This window comes from Psychrobacter sp. UBA6291 (assembly GCF_002439405.1).
Classification (GTDB): domain Bacteria; phylum Pseudomonadota; class Gammaproteobacteria; order Pseudomonadales; family Moraxellaceae; genus Psychrobacter; species Psychrobacter faecalis.
In genome coordinates this window covers 1-19,726 of the sequence record NZ_DJUD01000068.1, presented here as the reverse complement: position 1 = coordinate 19,726, position 19,726 = coordinate 1, and the positions used below count along the sequence as shown (strand labels likewise).

Here is a 19,726-nt window from a genome sequence, read left to right as displayed (position 1 = left end):
GTTTAAATATTTTGACGCATAGCAGACTTCATCATAACAACCGCTTGCTCTAATCCCACAAAAACGGCGTCGGCGATGAGGGCATGTCCGATATTTAGCTCATATATACCATCAATTTGCGCAATAGCGTGGACATTATCACGCGTCAAACCATGACCAGCATTAACTAAAAGCTTGGGATCAGCATGTTGCGCGGTTTGCACAGCTTGCTTAATTCGAGTAAGCTCATCATTCATTTTAGCGATATTACCTACTAAACCCGCTTCCGCATAAGCACCAGTATGCAATTCAATTGCATCTGCCCCACAGCTTACCGCTGCTGCAATCTGCTTGTATTCTGGATCAATAAATAAAGAAACCTTGATACCTACTGCTTGTAATTTACTAACATAATCTGTTAGCCAAGCTACCTGCCCTGCAACGTCAAGTCCGCCTTCGGTAGTCAATTCGGCACGTTTTTCAGGTACTAAACATACCCAATACGGCTTAACTTGACGAGCAATCTCTAGCATCTCAGCCGTTGCTGCTATCTCCAAGTTCATTCTGGTGGTTAGCTGCTCAGCTATCTCATAAACGTCAGCGTCTTGAATGTGTCGGCGGTCTTCACGCAAATGAATGGTGATACCATCAGCTCCAGCTTGCTCACATAGCAGAGCAGCTGCCAAGGGGCTAGGGTAACTGACACCGCGAGCCTGACGTAAGGTCGCTACATGGTCAATATTTACCCCTAACAGAGGCTTTTTTAAGGCATTTTCTGAAGTTTGTGCTAAGTTGGAAGTCTTTACTGTTGCATTAATCATAAAAAAAATCCTTTTATACATATTGAAGTAATTTACTAAAAAATAGTTTATAGAATATTGGATTTTACGCTTAAGTTAAGATTGATAGCGCTGTTGCTGCTGCCAGAGTAAGCGACTTTGTAAAGGCTGATAATCGAGCAAATGGTCAATTAATTGCCGATGCAAACGTGACCATGCATTGAGATTTGAGCTAGATAAACCTTGCTCTGCCATCGATAAAATCTCATTACCTTTAAAAATGTTTTGTGTAACAGCTATATCATCATTATGCACAATTGGCACTAAGCCCACATCAGGTAAAAAACGGTACCAGGTGTCGAGCTCGATAGCTTGATCTAAACTGTCATGTTTTAAGGTTAGAGCAAAGCCCAATTCGTTGAATAAATACGCTTCAAACTGACGCAAACACAGACGCAGCTCATCGGCAGTTAAAGGCTGCTTAAGCTGCTGTAGGCTATTTTGGTAGTGTTGCCATAATATTGGCATGGGATCTTCGGTGGGTAATAGTCGCCACAGTATTTCATTTAAATACAAGGCTGCATACTGATGTTGGCCGCTGATATTTTCATGATGCAGCGTCTCTGCTAGATTAACATTACTGTCTTTTAGTGCTAAAGAATTTTGGGCTATTTGTGCTACTGAATCTTGAATCAAGCTTAATGGCGCGATATTAATCTGCGTGAATGTTTTTAAATCGCGTTTACCGCTGGCAAAAAGTTGCAGGGGCATAAAAAGCGGCGCGCCTTTTTTGCCAACGCCATGGATGACACCATGTTGCTGGGAAAACAGATAGTATAAGGCGCGCTTTTCTTGGTAGGGGCGCTGATGTAATAAATAACCGATTAACGCTTCATTACGCATGGATTATTACCTCAGCCGTGGTGATATAGAGACATGGCGGTAAAAATCTACCCACCATGCTTTTTTAATCGTGCTTAATATCCTAAACTGGTCAAAGCGCGCTCATCATCAGACCAACCGCGTTTCACTTTCACCCACAGTGTTAACATGATTTTCTTATCAAACAGTTGTTCCATATCTTTACGTGCATCCATGCCGACCTGTTTGATACGCTGACCTTTATCACCAATGACAATCGCTTTTTGCCCGCTACGCTCAACATAAATGGTCGCATCGATAAAAGTGACCGCTTTACGCGGACGACCAGTTTTTGGGTCAATATGCGCCGCTTCGTCTTTAAAACCATCAATCTGTACCGTCAAATCGTATGGTACTTCATCGCCGGCACTACGCATGATTTTTTCGCGAATAATTTCACTGGCTAAGAAGCGCTCTGAGCGATCGGTAATCTGCTCGCTATCATAGATAGGGTCGGCGATTGGCAAATGCGAGGCAATCACTTCTTGCAAGCGGTCTAGGTTTTGATTTTTTAAAGCAGAAACAGGGACGATATCAGCGAAATCAAAACTTTCATTAAACGTTTCGATCAGTGGTAACACGCTACCTTTATCTTTTAGCGTATCGGCTTTATTAATCACCAATACTACGGTCAGATTGGTATCGCCAAGCTTTTGTAGGGTCAATAAATCGTCATCGCGCCACTGGTCTGAATCAACGACAAATAACACCAAATCAACATCAACCAATGCAGAGACGGCAGCTTTATTCATACGCTCATTGATAGCGCGTACCTCATTGCGATGAATACCTGGAGTATCAACAAACACCGCTTGCATCTCGTCATTAGACAAAATGCCATGGATACGGTGGCGGGTAGTTTGCGGTTTACGCGAGGTAATAGACAGCTTTTGACCCAATAAATGGTTCATCAAAGTTGATTTACCCACATTTGGGCGACCAACAATCGCCACATAACCGGCTTTAAAACCTTCAGCGACATGGGCATTGTTATTTGATGAAAAAAACTCTTCTATCGTCGTATCATTATCTAACGTAGTATCTTCGGTGTTATCAACCGTTAGCTTAGCATCGTTTAATCTGGCGTTGTTTTTCTGCACGTCATCTTGTACAACGCCATTTGCTGCAGTCGCATTTTGGCTTGAACTCATATCTGGGTTTTCGGTCATATTTTTGGCATTGTCTTCATTATTTAATGGCAAGTCATGCTGATTGCTCATGGATTAATCCTTGGAGGTTGTCATCAGTTATGCCACTTGTTGGTTTTTTAAAGAAAGGCGACATAAAACTGATCATGTTAAAGGTATGAGTTATTTCAAAAAACGACTCATTGAAATCATTTATTAAAACCATCGAATTTAGCATTAGAGAAAATGGTTTTTAAAAAATTAGCTTTAAAAAACTAGGTACGTCTTTTTGGCTGTCCTGGCAGTTTATGTAGCTGATTAATCATTAATTCTGCTGCTTTTTGCTCAGCGATACGGCGGCTTTCACCAGACTCGGTAATATCAGGGCAATTATTTATATTAACCTGACAGCGCACCACAAAGATTTGGTGCGGAGCGTTACCACGGGTTTCCATCAGCTCATAATGTGGCAAGTCAAACTGCTTAGATTGCAGCCATTCTTGTAATCGGCTTTTAGCGTCTTTTAGCGCTTTTTGGTCACTGACATTGTCTATGAGATCACCATACCACGATAGCACGCACGCTCGGGTAATATCCATATCTTGACTGTCTAAATAAATAGCGCCTATCAATGACTCTACCGCATCTGCCAAGATGGAAGCACGATTGCGCCCGCCCCCTTTTCGCTCACCAACGCCCAATATCAAATGATTAGACAGCTCTAAGTTTTGCGCAATAATCACAAGCGATTCCTGCCGTACCAATGTTGCCCGCATGCGCGTCAGACGGCCTTCATTTTGCGTCGGATAGCGGTGATACAATGCTTCACCGACGATCATCCCTAATAAAGCGTCGCCCAAAAACTCCAAGCGCTCATAGTTTTTCTTACTATCAAAGGAACGATGGGTAAGCGCCAGTTTAGGCAAGCTTAAATCATTAAACACATAGCCCAACTTGCGCGACAAGATCGCTAACCGTTGAATAAATTCTGCGCTAATAATAAGCGTGTCATCAGACACGCTATTTTTATGGGGATTGGGAACCGCCTGAGGAGACTGCGAAGTTGGTTTCATGCGTGGTCTGTGTGTATCCCTTTTTTTCAGTGGTAAATATAATGAAATACCAGTGTTTTAGAAATTGGTTAGAAAATTAAAAATAACAAAGTACTTTATTACTTTGATTTTAACGCTTTAAGTTTTGATATATAAGCTTTAATAGTTAAGTTATTCAGCAGTAGTAGAGTCAATGTCGCCTTCAAAGCGATTAACGATATCGATATTACCAAAAAAATTATTGGTGGTTTCATACTTTTTATGAATAGCCAATTGACCTGGTTTCTTATCAGTAAAAGTAAACACTTCTTCTGCTTTGGTATCATAATCGGCGTTAATAGACAGCTGCTTATTCACGCGCTCTACAAACTGCTTGGCCGTTTCTTTATTGGCATTGGACTCTTTAAGCTGCGCACTTAAGGTTTTTGTCAATTGGTAATCGCCAATTTGCGCTGGAGCAATAGCGACGAGCAATTTAGCAGCCACGCCCAAAACGATAATAATAAAAACGACACTCGTTACACTAGCACCGCGCTGCGAAGACAACCCAGATAACTGCTGCACCATAAGACCTCTCAAGGGGTAAGTTGCTATAGGTAAACTGCCATATTTAGAAAACTGTCTTGTTAACCACCTTTAATATGATGGTTTTTATCAAACAACCATCATATTAGCACAAACTATTATCGGAACATTATTCTTTAGCGCAGCATTATTCTTTAGCGAGCGTTACTCTTTAATGCAGCAATAATATCAATCAATACTACCATTGCGCTTAAAGGTTGGTAAGTTAAGACCGGGCGGTTTATGCATCCAAATATAGACCGCTTTACCCGCTAAATTATCATCGGGAACAAAACCCCAAAAACGCCCATCAGCACTACGATCGCGGTTGTCACCCATTACAAAGTAATGACCTTCTGGCACTTTGATACGCCACTCTGTGCCTTCAGAGTTGACCACTTCTGGTGACTCTTGCTGTAAAAATGGTGCGTACTGCGAGCTATTCATATCCGCTAAATAGCGAACCAAGTGTTTGTTGTCGCCTTGAATCTCTTCAAAGTACTTTGCCTCACTTTCTTCTTGCTGCCCCATTCGTATGGCATTGTCTTCAGTCAAGACTTGTCCGGGTGCCACTTGTCCGGCTGGATATAGCTGTGAGGTCAGCTCAGCATCGGCGTCAAAATTGACCGCTTTGGTAGGAACTGGCGTATCATTAATTGCCAGCGTCCCTTGATTATAACTGACGGTATCGCCCGGCAAGCCGATCACGCGCTTAATATAGTAAATACTTGGGTTTTCTGGGTAGCGGAAAACGGCCACATCGCCATGCTCAGGCGCGCCTGTATCAAGCACTTTATTATAAGTCAGCGGCAGACGTACGCCATACGCGTATTTATTGACCGCGATAAAATCACCCGTATACAAGGTTGGCACCATCGACGATGAAGGAATATTAAACGGCTCAATCAAGAATGAGCGCACTATCAAGACCACCGCTAACACTGGGAAAAAATCATATGCCCAACGTACCAGTAAGCTTTCTTTACCGCGACCGCGGGTTTTACGCTGTTTGAGCGTCAGCTTCTCTAATAGCCAAATAATACCTAAGCCGAGGGTTAATGGCACTAAAATTAAATTAAAATCAAAATCCATACGAATTTGCCTATTAACGAGCTGAAAATCAAACCACGGTTGCAGTAAAGCTGTCTATGCCGAATATTGCTGTGTTTTTATCTTTTAAAAGATAATGAACGTTTAATTATCGACCTGCAAGACGGCCAAGAAGGCTTCTTGTGGAATCTCGACGTTACCCACTTGCTTCATACGTTTTTTACCCGCTTTTTGCTTAGACAGTAGTTTTTTCTTACGCGAGACGTCACCGCCATAACACTTAGCCAAGACGTCTTTACGCATGGCTTTGACGGTACTACGACCGATAATTTGACTGCCAATTGCCGCTTGAATCGCCACATCAAACATCTGACGTGGAATCAGCTCTTTCATCTTAGTAACCAGCTGATTGCCACGGAAACGTGCTTGATCTTGGTGCACAATCATCGCTAAGGCATCGACTTTATCGCCATTGATGAGGACGTCAACTTTGACCAATTTATCAGCTTGATAGCGCTCGAAATTATAATCGAGCGACGCAAATCCGCGCGACACTGATTTTAGGCGGTCAAAGAAGTCCATGACCACCTCGCCCATCGGAATATCAAAAATCAGCTGCACTTGACGACCCATAAAACGCATATCGACTTGGACGCCGCGGCGCTCAATACATAGTGTCATGACGTTACCCAAGTAATCTTGCGGCACTAAAATCTGACAACGGGCAATTGGCTCACGGAACTCTTCGATATTATTTGGTTCAGGCAATCTTGACGGGTTATCTACGTAAATGACGTCGCCGTTTTTCTTTTCAATCTCATAAATAACCGACGGCGCGGTGGTGATTAAATCCAAGTCATATTCACGCTCTAAACGCTCTTGGATAATCTCCATGTGCAGCATACCTAAGAAGCCACAGCGAAAACCAAAGCCGAGCGCGTCGGAGGTATCAGGCTCAAAGTATAGCGACGCATCGTTAATCTGAAGTTTTTGCAGCGCTTCACGGAATTTTTCAAAATCACTAGAATCTACTGGGAACATACCAGAATAAACTTGCGGCGTGATTTGCTTAAATCCAGGAATACGCTCAACATCAGGCGTACTGGCATGGGTAATCGTATCGCCAACAGGCGCACCAGCAATATCTTTGATTCCTGCGATAACAAAGCCTACTTCGCCCGCTTGTAAAATACCTGTGTCTACAGGTTTCGGGGTAAAGACACCAATTGAGCCCACTAAGTGCGCCTCTTTGGTCGACTTAATATACAGCTTATCGCCTTTTTTAATCGTTCCTTCACGCACACGTACTAAAGACACCACGCCCAGATAGTTATCAAACCATGAGTCGATAATCAATGCCTGTAGCGGTGCATCACGGTCGCCCGTTGGCGCAGGAATAAATTCAACCAAGGCTTCTAGTAATTTATCGACACCAAGACCGGATTTTGCCGAGACGCGCGGCGCATCAACTGCATCAATACCGATAATGTCTTCAATCTCTTGAATCACGCGCTCAGGCTCAACTTGCGGCAAGTCAATTTTATTTAAAACCGCCATCACCTCTAAGCCCTGATCAACAGCGGTATAACAGTTGGCGACCGACTGTGCTTCGACGCCTTGCGCTGCATCAACCACCAATAGCGCGCCTTCGCAAGCCGCTAATGAGCGTGAGACCTCATAAGAGAAATCGACGTGACCGGGCGTATCAATGAAGTTTAGCTGATAACGCTCACCGTTAGGATGATCATAAAACAAGGTCACAGACTGAGCTTTAATAGTGATGCCGCGCTCACGCTCAATGTCCATAGAATCAAGAACTTGCGCCTGCATCTCACGATCTTGCAAGGCACCACACATTTGAATAAAACGGTCAGCAAGGGTCGACTTGCCGTGATCAATGTGGGCAATAATAGAAAAGTTACGAATATTGGCTAATGCAGTCACAAAGCGCCTACTAAATAATGGAGGATTGAATAACGGATATACATAGTGTCAGATGGCAACCGTCGAATACATACTTATAGCTCATACTGGCCAATACGCCAAAAGAGACAGATTAAGTACCTACTGTATTGCCGCAATTGAAATGCCCACAGCGCAAATGACTAACTTTTATGACGCGCAGGCATACGAAGGTATTCTAGCAGTTTTCCGCTATAAAGTAAGTTGATTTTGTCAGCAAGCAAAAATCAGGCAAAAAAAAACCAATCATAAGATGATTGGCATTTTATTACTGCTGGTCTTACTAAATATGGTGGCGATGAAGAGACTTGAACTCTTGACCTCACGATTATGAGTCGTGCGCTCTAACCAGCTGAGCTACATCGCCATTTAAGGCTCGGTATAATACCGATAGAGAGGACTTGCGTCAACCCCTAATTAGCATTTTTTGCGAAAAAGACGCATTTCATCCAAATTAACGCAAATATGCATAATACTAACAATAAAAACGAACCGCAAAACAAAAAAGTTGGTAGACCGATAAGCCGGGTTCTGTCGTGGACGATCATTCCTCTAGGCGTATCATCGCTGATACGCTCAAGCAACCTACCCGCATCGAACGCGGGCCGCGTCATATCGATGCCTATTTGGTCTTGCTACGCGTGGAGTTTACCCTGCCGTGAGATGTTACCATTCACGCGGTGCGCTCTTACCGCACCCTTTCACCCTTACCGATAATGTCTTGCGACACCAAAGGCGGTCTGCTCTCTGCTGCACTTGTCGTCAAGTTACCCTGCCCAGCCGTTAGCTGGCACGCTGCCCTATGTAGCCCGGACTTTCCTCCCCTGCGCATCTGTTGCCAGTGTGCAGCGGCGATCGCCTAGTCTACCAAGCGCGCTAGTATAGCAAAATTAGTATCAGGTGTGGAAAGTGTTTTGCGCTTATTTATTTGTTGCTATAAAACTATTTAAATAATAGCGTTTAAATAAAATCTGGCGGTAAAGCTAAACTATCATTACCTATAGTGCTATTTGTTTGTTGCGCCATTTGTAACCAATAGCTGTTTGGATAATGGCGCGCTAAGTAGTTTTTTAAATAATCAATCGTACTATTGGTAATCTCATCATCCGTCTGAGCGGCACTATCATGAATATGGTTATAAATGACGCTATGCAGCGTTAAACCGCGCGCTTTAATCGCCTCTAAACTCAGCAAGGTATGATTGATACTACCAAGCCGCCCTGAGGTAACCAAAATAACTGGATAGCCTTGCTCAGCAATATAATCTAAGGTTAATAGTTGTTCAGTGATTGGTACCAGTAACCCGCCAGCGCCTTCTAATAGTACCGCGTCGTAGCTTTGTTGCAATTGCTGCGTAGATTTAGTGATGATTTTAAAATCTAAAACAGCATTGGCAAGCTTGACAGATAAATGCGGCGACGCGGGTTTTTCATAACGATACAGACAAGTGGTAAAGTCTAAATCACAAGGTTGTAGCGGAATGTTCATTAATTGACGATGAGTGACAATATCATCTGCAATATTCATTTTACCACTAGCTGAATCGATACTAACGCCTGTTTGTACCAGCTTTTGAGTGATGACGCTAATGCCTTGCTGCATCAGCGCTTTCGCCATCATACCTGTGGCATAAGTCTTGCCAATATCGGTATCAATGCCGGATATAAATAGCACACTCATAGCGAAACTCTGTTGGTCGTAGACATTTGACCCAAATAAATAGTGACGACAGTTAGGAGAGCTTGGCACAACGTCACCAGTTCGTCATCGCTAATGACATAAGGCGGCATAATATAGACCAATTTGCCAAAGGGTCTGACCCAAATGCCATTGTCAATCAGCAAAGATTGAAAAACTGGCATATCAACCGCCTCATCTAGCTCAATCACAGCGACCGCGCCTAAACAACGAACATCCGCAACGCCATTTAAATTTGCCGCTGTGGCTAGCTGCTCATCCATGATAGTTTGCATATTTGCCGTACGCGATTCGATATCATAAGATAAGATTAAATCAATCGACGCACAAGCAACAGCACAGGCCAGCGGATTGCCCATAAAGGTCGGACCATGCATCAGGGCTGGATAGTCGCTTTGGCTAATGGTTTCGGCAACCTCACGGGTACAGAGGGTCGCCGCAAAAGTCATATAGCCACCTGTTAGCGCTTTGCCAATAGTCATAATATCAGGACTAATATTGGCATACTCACACGCAAACAGCTTGCCACTACGCCCAAACCCAGTGGCGATTTCATCCGCAATCAGCAGCACGTCATGCTCATCACATAGCTGACGCAGTAGTTGTAAATACTCAGGGCTATAGAAGCGCATCCCGCCTGCGCCTTGAATAATTGGCTCAATAATAAATCCGGCAAGCTGAGCGCTATGTTTAGCAAAAAACTGGATTAATTCATCGCGCACGCCTTGCGTTAATTTATGTTCAAATCCCATAGGCGGCGCAGGGGCAAAATGCTGCAAAGGCAATTGTGTACCATACAGGCTATGCATGCCGCCGACTGGGTCACAGACACTCATCGCGTGCCAGGTATCGCCATAATAGCCAGAATGGGTCGAGGCAAATTGGTTTTTATTGGGACATCCGGCTGCAATTTGATACTGCAGCGCCATTTTTAGCGCCACTTCGACGGCAATGCTGCCGCTATCGGCATAAAATATCGCATCAAGACCATCCGGGACAATGGATAATAATTTTTTGCCTAAATCTATCGCTGGCTGATGGGTCAAGCCGCCAAACATCACATGCGCCATTTTGCCCAATTGTGCAATCATCGCCGTATTGAGCGTTGGATGATTATAGCCATGGATACTCGCCCACCATGACGACATGCCGTCAATCAGGCGCATGCCATCGTTAGTAACGATATAAATACCTTCAGCATGGTCGATGACGATATTAGGATAGGTGGGTGGCAAGCTGGCATAAGGATGCCAAAGGTGCTGTTGGTCGAAATCGTTGGTTGAAAGGCTACTCGTTGAGCGGTCAGATCTCTTCATTTTCTATTTGCCAGTAATGCGTTTGTATTTTGCCAATAAATCGCTTTGGGTTTCGACGTGGTTTGGGTCATGCGGGATACAGTCGACAGGACAGATGACCACGCATTGCGGCTCATCAAAATGACCGACACACTCTGTACATAAATCAGGGTCGATGACATAAATATCATCGCCCTCTGAGATGGCTTCATTTGGGCAAGCAGGCTCGCAGACATCACAATTGATGCATTCATCGGTAATTAATAACGCCATAAACTGCTCCTTATTTGCTAGCAGTTGATAATAAATGAGTACGTCCGTGGCTTACGATTATGCTTAATATTAAACCACCAACTCATCATTAAAGCTTAACTTAGTAATCGTTTCACTAAATGTTAGCTGCTGAGTTTTTCTATAAAAGCTTCTGAGACGCAAGGTGGCACAAATTTCGTCACATCGCCGCCAAGTTTGGCAATTTCACGAATCATAGTCGATGAGATAAACGAGTAATTTTGCGACGGCGTTAAAAATACCGCTTCAAAATTCTCATCAAGCTCGCGATTCATATTGGCCAGCTGAAACTCATATTCAAAGTCGGACATCGCGCGTAGGCCACGCAATACGGCAGTGGCATTTTTTTCGCGCATAAAATCGACCAGCAAGCCTTCAAAGCCAATCACCGACACTTGCGGTAAATCCGTAAATACCGTCTCGACCAAATGTACGCGCTCCTCAAAATCGAACAATGGTTTTTTATGATGACCAGAGGCCACGGCGATGACGACCTCATCGAACAATTTAGCCGCGCGTTTAACCAAGTCGACATGACCGTTGGTAATCGGGTCAAAGGTACCAGGGTATAAAATTTTGGTATGCAATTTTGAAGAAGTAGCAGAAAGGCTCATAACAGGGCTAATATGGTTAATGATAATGACTCATATGCTAGCAAATTTTGCTCAAACTTCCTACTTATCTGCTACATTTGTCCTAACAGCCGATTTACCTTTTCGCTGTGCGCTTTGCTACAATAGGCGGTTCGACTCATCGCTCTTAATAGGTAAAAAAAATATCTACATTTAAGGGTTAGAATGAGGAACAGTTAGACAAGGACAATTTATACAAACCATGTATGTAAAAGTCCTTATGGAGAAATTATGTCAAAAAAATCAAAAAAACCTGACAATCAAATCTGTGCCAATAAAAAAGCTCGTCACGAGTATTTTATTGAAGAAACCTTTGAGGCAGGTCTATCGTTACAAGGCTGGGAAGTGAAGGCCATTCGTGCCGGCAAAATGACCATTACCGAAGCATATATTATCTTTCGTAATAATGAGGCATTTTTATTTGGCGCCCATATTCAGCCGCTGCTTTCAAGCTCAACGCATGTCAGCCCTGATAGCATCCGCACCCGTAAGCTGCTGCTCAATCGCCGCGAAATTGAAAAACTCATGGGCGCGGTCAATCAAAAAGGCTATGCGTGCGTACCCTTATCTTGCTACTGGAAAAATTCCTTAGTGAAATGCCAGATTGCGCTTGCCGTTGGTAAAAAGCAACACGATAAACGTAAAACGCTAAAAGACCGTGACTGGGAGCGTGATAAGCAGCGCGGCTTTAAGCAGCATTTGGATTAGAATTTTCGTAAGATGAATTTTAATCTAACGCAAAAAGGACGATTCAGCATATTGTTGAGTCGTCCTTTTTTATGACATTGCTAAGGTAAACTTGTTAATTTAACGGAGCAAATTTTAGACCGTTTGGGCAATTTTGCTCACTTTTGACTCTTTATGAGCGCGGCGTAATTGACGGATACCGTGCGCGATTAGGCAAGCAATTCCGAGCCAAATTAAGCCATAACTATAAATCATCGCTGATTCAAACGGATTGCCCAAGACAGTGATTGCTAAGATAAATAATAACGCCGGCTCGATATAGCTCATCATACCGTAAACATTGACAGGGAGCATTTGACTGGCGTCAACATTGGTTTTCATCGCGAGCACGCTAAGCACGCCAAGCCCTGCCAACATCATGATAAAAAAGCTAGAGCCGCCAACCAATCCTAAACTGCTCGGCGCAACAAATAATAAATAGGCGACGGCAAACGGGGCGAAGATGGTTAAATCCACCAGCAAACCTGTAATCGCGCCGATACCTTGTAGGCGGCGTAAGATATAATAAACAGGATAAGTGCCGCAGACCCAAAGCGTCGCCCAAGAAACACTTTGGGTACGTACAATCTCACTACCGACGCCGACTGCGGCAAAGCCAACGGCCAACCATTGCAGACGGCTTAATTTTTCGCCAAATAGGACGCAACCAAACACCACCATCATCAGTGGAAAGAGAAAATAACCCATCGCGGTTTGCACGCCTTGACCATTAACTGGTGCCCACATAAACAGCCAAAACTGGCTGAGAAATATCGGCGTTGGCAATAATAACCATACCCATTGCTTAACGGTTCGGAGCGCCTTTAATTTATCAAGATGCAAACCCAAGCGCCCACTAATCAGCAAATACCCTATTAGCGCCGCCCACATCGCTAGCATACGCCAGATAAAAACTTGGGAGCCAGATAACGGCGCTAAAAAACTGCTATAGGCATAAAGCACACCAAATAACAGATTTGATAATATCGCCAGCGCTACGCCCATTATCAATGTACGTTGCTGTTTGCTACCCGCCGTCCATACAGCAGGCAACGGCAAGCGTGAAACGGTAGCTGTGAGCACATTAGTAGAGACATTAGAGGGCGTTGGGTTCGACATGATAAGCACCGTAAATATAAATAGACGTTAGAAGGCTTAGCGATTTCTTTATTTTACTTATTCAATTATTCACAAGCTTTGATTGCTAAGCTTTAATCAATAGCGTCTATTCTACTAAGGTGCTATGAGAAATTATTTCTATATAATCTCTTATTAGAATAAATTTACTTCGGAAATTACTAAAACTTAGTTATTTTCTTATATTTATATCATTAACAATAATATTTATAATAAAAATCTTAATATTTGTGATTTTCTAGGGAAAAGAGACTGTGAGCCATATTTTAGACGATACCGATAAAGCTATTTTAAATTTGCTACAGGACGATGCGACTTTGCCGTTAAAAACGGTCGCAGAACGTGTACACGTTTCTATCGCTACCGCTCAGCGCCGTATTCAAGCATTAATAGATAGCGGTGTGATTACCAAACAAGTCGCTATCGTTGACCCAAATAAGGTCGGTTACGGACTTACGGCGGTGGTTATGATAGAGATGTCGCGCTCCAATACCTCGATGCAGCATCGATTTGAGCGCTTGATGCATGACCAACCGCAAGTAATGAGCTGCTACGAAGTGTCAGGAGATGCGGATTTTATGTTGATGGTCAATGCCAAGAACATGAACGATTATCATGAATTTACCCGTAATTTGCTGACTTACGAGAACAATGTGCGCAGCTTTAAAAGCCAGTTTGTGATGAACTTTACCAAGAGCGGCACCAAGATTTTGCTTGATTAATAACAGCTAAAAATCCCGTGCAATTTTTATCATGAATAAGAGTGGATAAGCCATCGCTAAAAAAGGTACGATAGCAACGAATGTTTGGCATTAAATGCTAGATAAATTATCAACCGTATAGCAGACAAGGAAGCCTGATGATGAGTAAAAAGATACCGCCTATCGATCCCAATAATAATGCTCAGACCCTATCGAAGTTATTAAACCCAAAAACCTTATTAACAGGCGCATCACTTGCGGCATTGCTTGCTAGCTCAGGCTGCGCCACCAGCTCTTTATTAGAAAGTGACAATCACGTCAGCAGCAAAACTAGCAAGCAAATCTTGTCTGAAGACCAAATTGTCGCTTTTGGTCGTCCTGCAAAGGCATTACCAAAAACGCCCAACGCCACCATGGTCATCGTCGGTGAAAAAAATAGCTATGTGCTGACCCAAGGCGGGACGGAAATGATTGGCTTATTAAGCAATCTGACGCCAAAAAATATCCACGTCGATAATGACATGAGTTTTTATGTGCCCAACAATGATGGCTATTTTCAGGGCGAAATGAAATTGTCGTATGCCAAGTTAAAAGATGAATTCCAGCGCTCAGACTATCAATTCTTTTTGCAAAATAATGGCCGCGACTGTACTTCAGCCAGCGACCTACGTATCAATGCCCAGCGCTTTTGCTTTAGCGTGCCTGTTAAAGGCGCTATCTATCCGCAAGTGAGTAATTTAAGCTTAATTCAATCTAATTACCGCGCTTTAAGCAAACCTTATACCGTCAGTTTTTATACTCAAAATCAGCAACAACAAGTGTCTCGTAGCGGTGCCAATACCGCGCAAAAGCTGGTGCTATTACCTTTCGCCCTAGCCTTTGATGTCGTTACCTTTCCCTTCCAGCTTTTAGAACAATAGATAGAGCAATAAATTTTTTCACTTAGCAAATTCATAAACAAAGAAGGGTTGTTAACGTTTAATAATCCTTCTTAGCAAGAGATTATCCCAAACTATCAATAACTTACCTCGCTATTATAAAATCTCTTTTTTACATAATGAAAGCAATTCATGTTAAAATGAGCGCTTTTAAATAAGCCGTTGTTAATGAATAACGATAACGGCTTTTTTAGTGCCACTTTTCTAATGAACAGGTCCGCTCATGTCTGCCGATACCATCGCCCGCACCGCCTTTAAACAAGGCACCAAACCTCTTTATGACTACGACAAACATTGGGCGAGCTGCTACGAGCCTGCGCCTTATTTGCCGATGAGCCGTAAAGAAATGGATGAGCTTGGCTGGGATGCCTGTGATGTCATCATCATCTCAGGCGATGCTTATGTCGACCACCCAAGCTTTGGCATGGCGATTATCGGTCGTTTATTAGAAGCGCAAGGCTTTCGCGTCGGTATCATTGCCCAGCCAGATTGGAAAAGCAAAGATGCCTTTATGGAGCTTGGTAAACCGGTTTACGCGTATGGCGTGACCGCTGGCAACATGGATAGCATGATTAACCGCTATACCGCTGACCGTAAAATCCGTAGCGATGATGCCTATTCTCCCGGTAACGTGGCTGACAAACGTCCTGACCGCGCCGCTATCGTCTATAGCCAGCGCTGCCGCGAAGCCTATCCTGATGTGCCGATTATTTTGGGCGGCATCGAAGGCAGCTTACGCCGTATCGCTCATTATGATTATTGGTCGGATAAAGTCCGCCGCAGTATCTTGATGGATGCGCGCGCTGATGTCTTGTTATATGGAAATGCTGAGCGCGCCATCGTCGATGTAGTACATGGCTTATCAAAAGGTTACACCTTTGAGCAAATGAGCAGTTTGCGCGGTACGGCGTACTTATTGACCCCGACCCGTCGCCATTGGCAAGCAGGTATGACCGAGGTTGCCAGTAATGATGTCGATACCGTTGGCCGTGTCGATCCGATTATCAACCCGTATGTGATGACGGAAGACGTCGATCAGTGTTCGATCGAGCAAGATAAGACTAGCGCCTCACCCGTTGGACAAGCTACGTCAGCAATGACAGGTATGTCAGCCCAATATGCGAAACAGTATCAAGGCTTTGTCGCCGAACCCGTGACCAATAAAGTCTTAAATGCTGACCAAGTCGATGAAGACACGCAAGTAGTACAATTGCGCGGCTTTGATAAACCACAAACCGCACGTAAACATAAACTTAAAATGCCGCCGCGTGAGCAAACGGTCATTCGCCTGCCTGATTATGAGCACGTCAAAGCTGACCCAGTGTTGTACGCGCATGCCAACCGTATCTTGCACCTTGAAACCAATCCGGGTAACGCGCGTGCCTTGGTGCAGCGTCATAGTAGCGGCGCTGGTAACTCGCATACCTCGATTGACGTTTGGCTCAATCCGCCACCGATTCCGCTCTCAACCGAAGAGATGGATTACGTCTTTGATTTGCCGTACGCGCGTTTGCCGCATCCAAGCTATGGTGATGCACGCATCCCTGCTTATGACATGATTAAATTCTCGGTCAATATTATGCGCGGCTGTTTTGGCGGTTGTACGTTTTGTTCAATCACCGAGCATGAAGGCCGTATTATCCAAAATCGTTCAGAAGAGTCTATCTTGCGTGAAGTCGAAGCGATTCGTGATACGGCGCCAAACTTTACTGGCGTTATCTCTGACCTTGGTGGGCCGACCGCCAATATGTATCGCCTCAACTGTAAAGACGAGACGATAGAGAAGAACTGCCGTAAGCCGTCTTGTGTCTATCCTGACGTCTGCGATAACTTGATTACCGATCACAGTAATTTGACCCAGCTCTATCGTAAAGCGCGTGATATCAAAGGCGTGAAAAAAATCTTGATTGCTTCAGGTTTACGTTACGATTTGGCTATTAAAGACCCTGAATACGTCAAAGAATTGGTCAGCCATCATGTTGGCGGTTATCTAAAGATTGCTCCTGAGCACTCTGAAGAAGCGGTGCTGTCAAAAATGATGAAACCTGGCATGGGCAACTACGATAAATTCAAAGCCATGTTTGAGCAATACAGCCAAGAGGCCGGCAAAGAGCAGTATCTGATTCCGTATTTTATCGCCGCTCACCCCGGTACTAGAGACGAGGATATGATGAACCTCGCGCTGTGGCTAAAAAGTCATGGCTACCGCGCTGACCAAGTACAGGCGTTTTATCCGAGTCCGATGGCAACCGCAACCACCATGTACCATACGCATAAAGACCCGCTGCATAAAGTGAGCCGCAGTGAGGGCGATATGGATATCGTCAAGTCTGGCAAGCAGCGTAAACTGCATAAAGCGTTCTTACGTTATCACGACCCAAAAAACTGGGTCATGCTGCGTAAAGCGCTGCGAGATATGGGACGTGGGGATTTGATTGGCAAAGGTCGTGGCTGCTTAATCCCGCCATTTAACGCCAGTTTAGAAGGTCGCGATGCAGCGCAAGACAGCTATCAATCGGCGCGTAAAAAGAACAGCCGCTTGGGTAATGACTCGGTAAAACGCAGCAACAATAGTTCTAACGCTGCAAAAAACACCTCGGGTAAAAGCACATTGAGCAAAAATCACAAAAAAGTCAGTAAAGGCAACTTCCAAACACAGCATACAGGTCTGCCACCGCGCAAAACTAAATAGTTCCATACGAAATAATTAAGCAGCTGTTAACGTTTTTTTTCTTAACCATGCCCAAATTAAAGCGCCTATCGGCTCAGCAGTCGATAGGCGCTTTTTTATGTTTTGCCCATTAAATACATTGGCTTTTTTGAATAACTGTTTAAGCTTATAGTCAAAATATCCTAAAAACGCGATGGTATTACTGATATCAATTTTTTGTAGCTTCTGTCTGCGCAGGCACCGCAAGCAAGAAAAATTGATATCAGCAGTGCGTGATGCATCGATATTATTTTTCATCCACTATAGTTATTTTACAGAAGCTATTAAGGTCAGCGTTACATTAACCAGTGTTTAAGTAACTTAACGAACATGTAACAAACAATTTCTAACATTCTCTAGAAAGGCTTTTCGTTAACATAGGCGCTATATGCATAAGGCGCCGTTAAAAAACGCACGATTAGAAAAAGCATAGTCAAAAAATACCTGCTAATTTTTACATTTTTGGAGAATGCCATGAATACCCTAACCAAAGTTGCTGTTGCCCTACCTGCTCTAGCGCTACTTAGTGCCTGTGCGACCACCGCACCTACTACGCCAAACAAGACCCCTGCGTCAGAAAGCGTGACCGATGTCGCCTATGACCGTATGGCGCCCGCCCCTTATACCTGTACCGATGACAGCAAAATCTTGGCAAAACAGTCAATCAATAAAAAACAAGTCATGCTAAATGCGACTTTACCTAAAGTAAACTGGGCAGACCAACCTATCATTTTAAATGGCGGCGTCCAAGGTGATACGGCAAGCTATGTCAATGAGTCAAACCCAGAAGTGGTCTATGCTTGGCACATGAAAGAAGACAAAGGTATCTTGGCTATGAAATGGGCAAACGGTAAAGAATATCAAGTAAACTGCCAGATAGGCAGATAATGATTTTGGTTTAATTGCTCATTGATAATGATAAACCCATCATTGTTAAACCCATAACTATTAAACCTAGCACTATATAAACAGTCATCGAATGATGGCTGTTTTTTTATGGTCGCAAATTTAAAAGCGTACTCGCTAATGCTTTATTTTATTATGCTAGAGAAGCAACGCGAAAACTGGCAAAATAGCGCTGATAATAACTGTATGTTAATCAATAATAAAAGGATACTTCGATGGTTAAGCGCCTCATAAGTATGATGATAATGGCTAGCATAGGCTTGGCGGCACTAACGAGCTGCGATAATAGCGCCAACGATTCTAATGGCACTGCTACATCTTCTGCTGCGCAAACAGCTGACGCAGCAGACGTGCATACTATCGACTGGTCACTGGTCGCAAGCGGCGAAAAAGCTGTTGATCCTGCCAATTATGAATATCCGTTTGCGCTCGATAGCCAAAATGTCCGTGATTATGCGGAGTATTTCAAAGTCGATAATGCCACGGCGCAGCACAATCTGACCGTGAGTATGGCAAGCAATGAAGCGCTCTCAAAAGTACTCGATCAGCTTAGCGAAACCTATACTTCGCACGAGCTAACCGATGATAAAGATATGAAACTTGTTATTCATACTACGCCTGATATCGCTGCCAGCAGCTATGATTATGTGCTGTCCGATGACTTTGCGAAAGGATTGGTATTACCTATCGTGATTCAGCCGGATAGTAAGAAGGGTGAGGTTAAGGCGCATGAAGAGATCGAATAACAGAAAGCTAGCGTATCGTACAGATGATAATCCATAAAACAGGAAATGGATTACCACCGAGCTACCACTGCATTTTTGGGCTTCGATATCTAATTTAACTATCGGAATACATTTCCTGATACTTCAACTGGTACATTACCTTTTAAGAGAGAATAAAAGTATCTCTTATGGTGAAGCGCAGCAGGAGCCATATAAATTTTATCGAGATGGTCTTTGACGCTAGGTTCATACTCGACATATAGAAAACTACCATATTCCATTGTCACTTCAGGTCTATCGATTGAAGTGATATAAATCATCCTACACTCTTGCTCTTCACGAAATGCTGAATGTTTTATCAAATACTTCAAAGGTAAAAGTATTTCATCTAATAAGGTGTTCAACTCTTTCTGCTTCAAGCTCCCAACAATAAACCTTACACTGTTAATTTCTGCCTCTACTTCCTTGTAGGTAGTTTTAAGGTTTTTATAAGCAGTTTCAAATTCATCAGTAATAATTTTGGTGGTGTTCTA

Annotated in this window: 19 protein-coding genes, 1 tRNA gene and 1 other RNA gene; 6 read left to right on the top strand and 15 right to left on the bottom strand. The window is 43.5% G+C overall.

What is annotated here, in order from left to right:
• Nucleotides 1-2: 2 nt before the first annotated feature.
• The 13 genes from B3R91_RS11135 to coaD all read right to left on the bottom strand — a co-directional run bounded on the left by B3R91_RS11135 (nt 3) and on the right by coaD (nt 11,332).
• Nucleotides 3-800 (bottom strand): pyridoxine 5'-phosphate synthase, encoded by a 798-nt coding sequence (locus B3R91_RS11135; protein ID WP_286797667.1) that lies wholly within the window; start codon nt 798-800, stop codon nt 3-5.
• Nucleotides 801-875: 75 nt separating this feature from the next.
• Nucleotides 876-1,661, bottom strand: coding sequence for a DNA repair protein RecO (gene recO, locus B3R91_RS11130; RefSeq protein WP_286797666.1), 786 nt, complete (start codon nt 1,659-1,661; stop codon nt 876-878).
• Nucleotides 1,662-1,735: 74 nt separating this feature from the next.
• On the bottom strand, nt 1,736-2,899 hold the full coding sequence (gene era, locus B3R91_RS11125) for a GTPase Era (RefSeq protein ID WP_286797664.1): 1,164 nt from the start codon (nt 2,897-2,899) through the stop codon (nt 1,736-1,738).
• Nucleotides 2,900-3,081: 182 nt separating this feature from the next.
• Nucleotides 3,082-3,879, bottom strand: a complete 798-nt coding sequence (gene rnc, locus B3R91_RS11120; protein ID WP_068405869.1) for a ribonuclease III — start codon at nt 3,877-3,879, stop codon at nt 3,082-3,084.
• Nucleotides 3,880-4,029: 150 nt separating this feature from the next.
• A complete protein-coding gene (locus B3R91_RS11115; protein WP_201590459.1) occupies nt 4,030-4,425 on the bottom strand; it encodes a DUF4845 domain-containing protein in 396 nt (131 codons plus the stop codon).
• Nucleotides 4,426-4,611: 186 nt separating this feature from the next.
• Entirely contained in the window at nt 4,612-5,514 is a 903-nt protein-coding gene (gene lepB, locus B3R91_RS11110; protein ID WP_286797661.1) for a signal peptidase I, read from the bottom strand.
• 102 nt (nt 5,515-5,616) lie between these two features.
• Complete coding sequence (gene lepA / locus B3R91_RS11105; protein WP_144297546.1) at nt 5,617-7,416, bottom strand: translation elongation factor 4; 1,800 nt, start codon at nt 7,414-7,416, stop codon at nt 5,617-5,619.
• A gap of 308 nt (nt 7,417-7,724) precedes the next feature.
• Nucleotides 7,725-7,801 (bottom strand) — tRNA-Met (locus B3R91_RS11100).
• A gap of 137 nt (nt 7,802-7,938) precedes the next feature.
• Nucleotides 7,939-8,305, bottom strand: an RNA gene (gene rnpB, locus B3R91_RS11095) — RNase P RNA component class A.
• 89 nt (nt 8,306-8,394) lie between these two features.
• Nucleotides 8,395-9,114, bottom strand: a complete 720-nt coding sequence (gene bioD / locus B3R91_RS11090) for a dethiobiotin synthase (RefSeq protein ID WP_286797659.1) — start codon at nt 9,112-9,114, stop codon at nt 8,395-8,397.
• Nucleotides 9,111-10,448: an adenosylmethionine--8-amino-7-oxononanoate transaminase gene (gene bioA / locus B3R91_RS11085; protein ID WP_286797658.1), complete on the bottom strand. Its 1,338-nt coding sequence runs from the start codon at nt 10,446-10,448 to the stop codon at nt 9,111-9,113. Before bioA ends, bioD begins: the two co-directional genes overlap by 4 nt.
• Before the next feature lie 3 nt (nt 10,449-10,451).
• Nucleotides 10,452-10,700 carry a YfhL family 4Fe-4S dicluster ferredoxin gene (locus B3R91_RS11080; RefSeq protein WP_068405886.1) on the bottom strand — a complete coding sequence of 83 codons (249 nt, stop codon included), beginning with the start codon at nt 10,698-10,700 and terminating at the stop codon, nt 10,452-10,454.
• 122 nt (nt 10,701-10,822) lie between these two features.
• Nucleotides 10,823-11,332, bottom strand: coding sequence for a pantetheine-phosphate adenylyltransferase (coaD, locus tag B3R91_RS11075; RefSeq protein ID WP_286797656.1), 510 nt, complete (start codon nt 11,330-11,332; stop codon nt 10,823-10,825).
• A gap of 249 nt (nt 11,333-11,581) precedes the next feature.
• On the opposite strand from coaD, the gene smpB reads away from it, so the two are divergent.
• Complete coding sequence (smpB, locus tag B3R91_RS11070; protein ID WP_068405891.1) at nt 11,582-12,058, top strand: SsrA-binding protein SmpB; 477 nt, start codon at nt 11,582-11,584, stop codon at nt 12,056-12,058.
• A gap of 114 nt (nt 12,059-12,172) precedes the next feature.
• Here smpB and rarD read toward each other — a convergent pair whose 3' ends face one another.
• Nucleotides 12,173-13,195: an EamA family transporter RarD gene (gene rarD / locus B3R91_RS11065; protein WP_286797655.1), complete on the bottom strand. Its 1,023-nt coding sequence runs from the start codon at nt 13,193-13,195 to the stop codon at nt 12,173-12,175.
• A 272-nt stretch (nt 13,196-13,467) separates the two neighbouring features.
• Here rarD and B3R91_RS11060 point away from each other — a divergent pair, with 272 nt between their 5' ends.
• The 3 genes from B3R91_RS11060 (at nt 13,468) to B3R91_RS11050 (ending at nt 17,544) form a co-directional block, all read left to right on the top strand.
• Nucleotides 13,468-13,935 (top strand): Lrp/AsnC family transcriptional regulator, encoded by a 468-nt coding sequence (locus tag B3R91_RS11060; RefSeq protein ID WP_286797654.1) that lies wholly within the window; start codon nt 13,468-13,470, stop codon nt 13,933-13,935.
• Nucleotides 13,936-14,072: 137 nt separating this feature from the next.
• Nucleotides 14,073-14,834 (top strand): hypothetical protein, encoded by a 762-nt coding sequence (locus B3R91_RS11055; RefSeq protein ID WP_286797653.1) that lies wholly within the window; start codon nt 14,073-14,075, stop codon nt 14,832-14,834.
• 241 nt (nt 14,835-15,075) lie between these two features.
• Complete coding sequence (locus B3R91_RS11050) at nt 15,076-17,544, top strand: YgiQ family radical SAM protein (RefSeq protein WP_286797652.1); 2,469 nt, start codon at nt 15,076-15,078, stop codon at nt 17,542-17,544.
• 15 nt (nt 17,545-17,559) lie between these two features.
• On the opposite strand, the gene B3R91_RS11045 is transcribed toward B3R91_RS11050, so the two are convergent.
• Nucleotides 17,560-17,820, bottom strand: coding sequence for a hypothetical protein (locus B3R91_RS11045; RefSeq protein ID WP_286797651.1), 261 nt, complete (start codon nt 17,818-17,820; stop codon nt 17,560-17,562).
• A 216-nt stretch (nt 17,821-18,036) separates the two neighbouring features.
• Between B3R91_RS11045 and B3R91_RS11040 the strand changes: the two genes are divergently transcribed.
• Nucleotides 18,037-18,450 carry a hypothetical protein gene (locus B3R91_RS11040; protein ID WP_144297539.1) on the top strand — a complete coding sequence of 138 codons (414 nt, stop codon included), beginning with the start codon at nt 18,037-18,039 and terminating at the stop codon, nt 18,448-18,450.
• A 233-nt stretch (nt 18,451-18,683) separates the two neighbouring features.
• On the top strand, nt 18,684-19,214 hold the full coding sequence (locus B3R91_RS11035) for a hypothetical protein (RefSeq protein ID WP_286797650.1): 531 nt from the start codon (nt 18,684-18,686) through the stop codon (nt 19,212-19,214).
• Nucleotides 19,215-19,726: the final 512 nt, after the last annotated feature.

Excerpts from the sequence above, each read along its gene's own strand:
- smpB (WP_068405891.1), top strand. The coding sequence starts at position 11,582 with ATGTCAAAAAAATCAAAAAAACCTGACAATCAAATCTGTGCCAATAAA.
- rarD (WP_286797655.1), bottom strand. The coding sequence starts at position 13,195 with ATGTCGAACCCAACGCCCTCTAATGTCTCTACTAATGTGCTCACAGCT.
- B3R91_RS11045 (WP_286797651.1), bottom strand. The coding sequence starts at position 17,820 with ATGAAAAATAATATCGATGCATCACGCACTGCTGATATCAATTTTTCT.
- B3R91_RS11040 (WP_144297539.1), top strand. The coding sequence starts at position 18,037 with ATGAATACCCTAACCAAAGTTGCTGTTGCCCTACCTGCTCTAGCGCTA.
- B3R91_RS11080 (WP_068405886.1), bottom strand. The coding sequence starts at position 10,700 with ATGGCGTTATTAATTACCGATGAATGCATCAATTGTGATGTCTGCGAG.
- bioA (WP_286797658.1), bottom strand. The coding sequence starts at position 10,448 with ATGAAGAGATCTGACCGCTCAACGAGTAGCCTTTCAACCAACGATTTC.
- B3R91_RS11115 (WP_201590459.1), bottom strand. The coding sequence starts at position 4,425 with ATGGTGCAGCAGTTATCTGGGTTGTCTTCGCAGCGCGGTGCTAGTGTA.
- B3R91_RS11135 (WP_286797667.1), bottom strand. The coding sequence starts at position 800 with ATGATTAATGCAACAGTAAAGACTTCCAACTTAGCACAAACTTCAGAA.
- era (WP_286797664.1), bottom strand. The coding sequence starts at position 2,899 with ATGAGCAATCAGCATGACTTGCCATTAAATAATGAAGACAATGCCAAA.
- B3R91_RS11055 (WP_286797653.1), top strand. The coding sequence starts at position 14,073 with ATGATGAGTAAAAAGATACCGCCTATCGATCCCAATAATAATGCTCAG.
- bioD (WP_286797659.1), bottom strand. The coding sequence starts at position 9,114 with ATGAGTGTGCTATTTATATCCGGCATTGATACCGATATTGGCAAGACT.
- B3R91_RS11035 (WP_286797650.1), top strand. The coding sequence starts at position 18,684 with ATGGTTAAGCGCCTCATAAGTATGATGATAATGGCTAGCATAGGCTTG.
- recO (WP_286797666.1), bottom strand. The coding sequence starts at position 1,661 with ATGCGTAATGAAGCGTTAATCGGTTATTTATTACATCAGCGCCCCTAC.
- coaD (WP_286797656.1), bottom strand. The coding sequence starts at position 11,332 with ATGAGCCTTTCTGCTACTTCTTCAAAATTGCATACCAAAATTTTATAC.
- B3R91_RS11050 (WP_286797652.1), top strand. The coding sequence starts at position 15,076 with ATGTCTGCCGATACCATCGCCCGCACCGCCTTTAAACAAGGCACCAAA.
- lepB (WP_286797661.1), bottom strand. The coding sequence starts at position 5,514 with ATGGATTTTGATTTTAATTTAATTTTAGTGCCATTAACCCTCGGCTTA.
- rnc (WP_068405869.1), bottom strand. The coding sequence starts at position 3,879 with ATGAAACCAACTTCGCAGTCTCCTCAGGCGGTTCCCAATCCCCATAAA.